At 71.9% G+C, this 5776-nt stretch carries 6 protein-coding genes; all 6 read left to right on the forward strand.

Going from position 1 to position 5776, the window contains the following annotated elements:
- Positions 1–235: 235 nt before the first annotated feature.
- The gene (gene cglC / locus D7V93_RS36365) at positions 236–736 is read left to right on the forward strand and encodes an adventurous gliding motility lipoprotein CglC (protein WP_120647726.1); all 501 of its coding nucleotides are present in this window, start codon (positions 236–238) and stop codon (positions 734–736) included.
- Between the two features lie 90 nt (positions 737–826).
- On the forward strand, positions 827–2263 hold the full coding sequence (locus D7V93_RS36370) for a vWA domain-containing protein (RefSeq protein ID WP_120647727.1): 1437 nt from the start codon (positions 827–829) through the stop codon (positions 2261–2263).
- A 162-nt stretch (positions 2264–2425) separates the two neighbouring features.
- The gene (gene purE, locus D7V93_RS36375) at positions 2426–2929 is read left to right on the forward strand and encodes a 5-(carboxyamino)imidazole ribonucleotide mutase (RefSeq protein ID WP_193428252.1); all 504 of its coding nucleotides are present in this window, start codon (positions 2426–2428) and stop codon (positions 2927–2929) included.
- Complete coding sequence (gene purK, locus D7V93_RS36380) at positions 2926–4068, forward strand: 5-(carboxyamino)imidazole ribonucleotide synthase (RefSeq protein WP_120647728.1); 1143 nt, start codon at positions 2926–2928, stop codon at positions 4066–4068. Before purE ends, purK begins: the two co-directional genes overlap by 4 nt.
- Before the next feature lie 4 nt (positions 4069–4072).
- The gene (gene ybaK, locus D7V93_RS36385; RefSeq protein ID WP_120647729.1) at positions 4073–4549 is read left to right on the forward strand and encodes a Cys-tRNA(Pro) deacylase; all 477 of its coding nucleotides are present in this window, start codon (positions 4073–4075) and stop codon (positions 4547–4549) included.
- 66 nt (positions 4550–4615) lie between these two features.
- On the forward strand, positions 4616–5776 hold a 1161-nt coding region (locus tag D7V93_RS36390), incomplete at its 3' end, for a hypothetical protein (RefSeq protein WP_120647730.1).

Consider the following 5776-nt stretch of genomic DNA (forward strand, 5'->3'; position numbering starts at 1 on the left):
CACCGGAAGGCAGCATGACATCAGCCACGCCATCCTATCGGTCGTATTCCCAACCATCAACCGCCACGACGTGCCTGCCTCCTCTGTAATCCTCCCGTATCCCTTCACATTTCCAGCGGATCCGCGTCCGTACGTCGGTGGTTGGCGTGAAGGAGGGGTGTGCTACCGTTTCCGCCTACCTGGAGTCGCGGTCCCCCCCACGCCCCAGGTCCCTTCCTTCTCAGAGGTTTCAACGATGTTCGTGCGATCCGCGCTCTTCATGTCCGCCGTCCTCCTGCTGGGAGGCTGCGAGGTCACCACCGAACTGGGCAAGGAGTGCCGCCTGGTGCGCAAGGCGACGACCGCGGAGCAGGAGACCTTTGGTCGCGACTTCATGCCCATCCTCGAGAGGGACATCGCCGCGGACCAGGACTTCATCTCGTTTGGCGCGCTGGACTGCGAGGACCTCGTCTGCGTGCGCGACGACGCCAGCCCCCGCAGCGACAACCCGAACGACGAGGCCCTGGGCTACTGCAGCAAGGAATGCGTGGAGGGCACCACGACGGGCTGCGAGGTGACGCGCGACGACGCGGCGGAGGGCATCAAGGAGCGGATGACGTGCCGCCCCCTGCTGTTGGATCAGGCGACGCTGGAAGCCATCAAGGTGGCGGATGAGGCCTTCTACCGGCGCACCTTCGGCGAGAACAACTCGCCCTACTTCTGCGCCGGCGCCAGCGCGCAGGCCCAGGGCAACTGAACAATCACCTCGCGCGAAAGGGTTAGACCTATTCGCGCGCGCCGTTCGTAAAGGCAGGGCCCGCGTTTCCACACGCCCTGGAGTCCTGTCATGAATCGTACGGTCCTCTTCCTCGCCCTGGCCGGCGGTCTCGCCCTCACCGCCCTGGTGCTGGGCCTGCCCCGGGGGGACGGCACCCCGTCCCCCCACGTCGTGGTGACGACGCCGCTGACGTCCTCGAACCCGCCAGTCGTCAAACCCCAGGGCGTCACGGGCGGGGGCAGCATCCAGGTGACGAGCCGGCTTGCGCACCCCTACATCCCGGTGGGCCCGTCGGAGACGTACGTCACGGTGGACCTCACCGGCATGGAGGTGCCCGGCGCGAAGCGCAGCCCGGTGAACCTGGCGGTCGTCATCGACCGCTCGGGCTCCATGAGCGGCTACAAGCTGCAGCAGGCGAAGCAGGCCGCGCGGCACCTGGTGACGCTCCTGCGCGACGAGGACCGGCTGGCCATCGTGCACTACGGCTCGGACGTGAAGAGCCTGCCGTCGCTGCCGGCGACCGCGGGCAACCGCGAGCGGATGGCCCAGTTCATCGACGGCATCTGGGACGACGGCGGCACCAACATCAGCGCGGGCCTGTCCGTGGGCCGCACGCAGCTGGCGTCCGCCATGGGCGGCAGTGCCACCGTCAACCGCCTCATCCTGATGAGCGACGGCCAGCCCACCGAGGGCGTGTCGGATGACGAGGGGCTGAAGAACGTGGTGCGGGAGATCCGCGCCTCCGGCATCACGGTGAGCGCCATCGGCGTGGGCACCGACTTCAACGAGGACCTGATGCAGTCCTTCGCCGAGTACGGCGCCGGGGCCTACGGATTCCTGGAGGACGCGGGCAAGCTGTCCACCCTCTTCCAGCGCGACCTGCAGCAGGCCACCACCGCGGTGGCGCGCAACGTGGAGCTGTCCTTCGAGCTGCCCCCGGGCACGACGCTGGGCGAGGTGCTGGGCTACCGCGCGCACCAGGCCGGCAACACCGTGCGCGTGGCGATGCCGGACTTCTCCGCGGGCCAGGTGGAGCGCGTGGTGGTGCGGCTGAACGTCACCGGCGGCGCGGCGGGCCAGTCCGTGCAGGTGGCGGGGCTGAAGCTCGCGTACACGGACCTGCTGGCGAACAAGGGCGTGGAGGACATGTCCACGCTGGCCGCGGTGGCCACCGACGTGCGTGAAGAGGTGGTGTCGCGCCAGGACAAGGAGGCCACGGTGTACGCGGCCCGGGCGCGCAGCGCGCAGAACCTCCAGAAGGCCGCGGAGGCGATGAGCACGGGCAAGAAGGGCGAGGCCCAGGAGCTGCTGCGCCAGAACCAGGCGCTCTTCTCCGAGGCGGCCTCGGTGGCGGGCCCGGCGGCGGTGGCGGCGGATCAGGCCGAGCAGGCCCAGGCGATGCAGGAATACGACGCCGCGGACGACGAGACGTCCCAGCGCGCCGCCGTGAAGAAGAGCAAGGTGCAGGCGCTGAAGTCCTTCGGCCGGATGGGCTCCACCTACTAGCCAGGCGGGGCGGCCGGGCGGGAGGGGGGTGACGCTCGGCCCCCCGGCCCCTCCCTGACGCGAAGTGACATCTTCGCGGTTGACCTGCGGAATCGCGTGGCCCTATCTCCGCGTTCTTCCAGGCTTCAGCCCTGGAAGGGCGCACTGGAGGCGCGAGACAGCATGGCGGCGAGCGCGAGCACCCCGTGGGTCGGGGTCATCATGGGCGGCAGAAGCGACCTCGAACACCTGCAACCGGCGATCGACATCCTCGCCGAGCTGCGCATCCCGCATGAGGTGCGCGTCGTGTCCGCGCACCGCACCCCGGACTGGATGATGGAGTACGCGTCCACCGCGGAATCCCGGGGCCTGTCCGTCATCATCGCCGCGGCGGGCGGCGCGGCGCACCTGCCCGGCATGGTGTCCAGCAAGACGCTCTTGCCGGTGCTGGGCGTGCCCATGCCCACCACGGTGCTCAACGGCTTCGACGCGCTGCTCTCCATCGTGCAGATGCCCAAGGGCGTCCCGGTGGGCACGCAGGCCATCGGCAAGCCGGGGGCCGCCAACGCGGCGCTGCACGCGGCGGCCATCCTCTGCCTGAAGTACCCGGAGCTGCGCGAGCGGCTGGGGGCCTGGCGCAAGGCGCGCACGGACGAGGTGCTGGCGCACCGGGAGGTGTCGGGATGACGGCGCGCGTGGTGCTCCCCGGCGGCACGCTGGGCATCCTGGGTGGAGGGCAGCTGGGGCGCATGATGGCGCTCGCGGCGCGCACGCTGGGCTACCAGGTGCAGGCCCTGGATCCGGACTCGTCGTGTCCGGCCCGCAACGTGGTGGACCGCTGCCTCACCGCGTCCTTCTCCGACACGTCCGCCGCGGAGGACCTGGCGCGCTCGTGCGACGTGGTGACGCTGGAGATTGAAAAGGTGTCGCTGGCCACGCTCAACGCCGTGGCCCGCCACGCGCCCATGCGGCCCGGCGCGTCGGTGCTGGAGGTGGTGCAGCACCGCGGCCGGCAGAAGTCCTGGCTCGCGAAGGGCGGCTTCCCGCTGGGGCCGTGGCGCGAGGCGCACTCGGAGGCGGAGCTGGCCGAGGCCATCACCGCGCTGGGCGGCAAGTGCTTCATCAAGTCCAGCGAGGGCGGCTACGACGGACGCGGCCAGTACGAGGTGAAGCAGGCCTCCGAGGCGGGCGTCGCGTGGCGCGAATTGGGCGGGAGCTCCGTGGTGGTGGAGGCCGCGCTGGATCTGCAGGCGGAGCTGTCGGTGCTCGTCGCGCGCGGACCGGACGGTCAGCTCGCGGTGTACCCGCCCGCGTTCAACCACCACGAGCAGCGCATCCTGGCGTGGTCGCTCCTGCCGGGCCCGCTGCCGGAGGCCGTGCTCACGCAGGCCGCGCAGGTGGCGCGCGACATCACCTCCGCGCTGAAGGTGGAGGGGCTGCTGGTGGTGGAGATGTTCCTGCTGGGCGACGGCTCGCTGCTCGTCAACGAGATGGCGCCCCGGCCGCACAACAGCTTCCACTCGACGGAGGTGGCGTGCCTGACGAGCCAGTTCGAGCAGGCCGTGCGCGCGGTGTGCAACCTGCCCCTGGGCTCCGTGGAGGTGGTGCGCCCCGCGGCCATCGTCAACCTGCTGGGCGACCTGTGGCTGCATGAGGGCGGGCCCCGCTTCGAACAGGTGCTGGCCATGCCCGGCGTCCGGCTGCACCTGTACGGCAAGCGCGACGCGCGCAAGGGCCGCAAGATGGGGCACCTGTCCGCCGTGGGCACCACGCCCGAGGACGCGCTCGCCCGCGTGAAGGCCGCCGCCACGCTCCTGGGGATGTGAGCCCATGAAGACGAACGCCGCCCGGCTGCTGGATTCGCTCGGCATCGCGTACACGTTGCGCGACTACGACGTGGATCCGGACGACCTGTCCGCGGAGACGGTGGCCGCGAAGGTGGGCATGCCCGCCGAACAGGTCTTCAAGACGCTGGTGGCCAAGGGCGACCGCACCGGCGTGCTGATGGCGGTGGTGCCCGGCAACGCGGAGCTGGACCTGAAGGCGCTGGCGCGGCTGAGCGGCGATCGCAAGGTGGACACGGTGCCCCTCAAGGAATTGCAGCCGCTCACCGGCTACATCCGGGGCGGCGTCACCGCGCTGGGGGGCAAGAAGGACTACCCCGTCTACGTGGACGAGACGCTGGAGCTGTTCGACGTCGTCGCCGTGTCGGCGGGTGTGCGGGGCACGCAGATTCTCCTGGCCCCCGCGGACTACCTCCGCGTGACGAAGGGGAAGACGGGACCGCTGTCGCGCCCGAAGGCGTAGACCTTTTTCGCGCGCCGCGCGTTCGAAGGACATTCCCGGCCCGAGGGCCGTTCCCGGGGTGTCCCGATGAATGCCGCCGTGTTGCAATTCCACCACCGCGAAGCCTTCGAGCACACCGTCACGCGCGCGCTCGCGGCGGGCGCGGGAGCGGGGCTCCTGCAGTGGCTCACCCTGCGCCTGGGCGTCCCGGTGCCGCTCACGTGGCTGGTGCCCGCGGCGGTGGTGCTGGCGTGCGCGCGCGGCGACCGGTGGGACCGGGGCCTCCTGAGCGGCCTGGGGCTGCTGCTCATCGGCCTGCCCTACGGCCTGGGCCTGTCGCCCGGGTGGACGGTGGCGACGAGCGGCGCGGCCGCCGGGGCGCTGTTGGTGCGCGCGCGCCTCAACGACCTGGGCGAGGAGGGCCAGGTGGCGGAGGCCCGCCCCACCCTCGTGCACTACGGCCTGGGCGGCGTGCTGGGCGCGGGGCTCACGCTGGCCGGCGGCGTGGTGGCGGACATCCTCGCGCTTCGGCTCGCGTCGGTGGCCACGCCGACGCTGCTGGCGGCGGGGGTGGTGGGCGCCATCGTGGGCCTCTTCGTGGGCCTGGGCGCCATCGCCGCGCACCTGGGGCTGACGGCGGACCCCGTGGAGGCGCGCGCGGAGGAGCTGTTGCCCCAGCTCTCCGGTGACTTCCACGCGCTGTCCGAACGCGCGCTGTCGCTCTACCGCCACTGCGGCCAGTCGCTCGCGAAGCTGCCCCGGGAGCCCGCGCGCGAGGAGCTGGCGCGCACGCTGGCGCGCATCACGCGCGGCGCGGTGGAGCTGGCCTCCGAGTGGGCCGGCGTGGAGGCGCAGCTGGAGGAGCGCGCCACCGCGGAGCTCCAGGCGGAGCGCGACAGCCTGGAGCGCAGCGCCCGCGCCAGCACCGACGCCGTGGCGCGCCGGCAGTTGGAGGTCGCGGCGGCGTCGCTCTCCGAGGAGGTGGAGCGGCTGGGAGACATGCGCCAGCGCCGCGAGCGCATCATCGCGAGGCTGCGCGCGGAGGTGGCCCTGCTGGAGCGCGCGCGCGTGGCGCTCTTGTCCCTGCGCAGCGGTCAGGCCCAGCTGAAGGCGGCGGAATTGGCCTCCCTGGCCCGCCGCTTCCGTGCCCTCTCGACCGCCCAGGGAGAGGAGGGTCAGGCCATGGACGCGGTCGCGGCCCAGGTGACGCTGGCCCAGGTCGCCCCCGTGGAGGCCCCTCCGCCCGCG

This window comes from Corallococcus llansteffanensis (assembly GCF_003612055.1).
GTDB classification, from domain to species: domain Bacteria; phylum Myxococcota; class Myxococcia; order Myxococcales; family Myxococcaceae; genus Corallococcus; species Corallococcus llansteffanensis.

Coding starts and splice junctions, on each gene's coding strand:
- cglC (WP_120647726.1), top strand. CDS start 236: ATGTTCGTGCGATCCGCGCTCTTCATGTCCGCCGTCCTCCTGCTGGGA.
- D7V93_RS36370 (WP_120647727.1), top strand. CDS start 827: ATGAATCGTACGGTCCTCTTCCTCGCCCTGGCCGGCGGTCTCGCCCTC.
- purE (WP_193428252.1), top strand. CDS start 2,426: ATGGCGGCGAGCGCGAGCACCCCGTGGGTCGGGGTCATCATGGGCGGC.
- purK (WP_120647728.1), top strand. CDS start 2,926: ATGACGGCGCGCGTGGTGCTCCCCGGCGGCACGCTGGGCATCCTGGGT.
- ybaK (WP_120647729.1), top strand. CDS start 4,073: ATGAAGACGAACGCCGCCCGGCTGCTGGATTCGCTCGGCATCGCGTAC.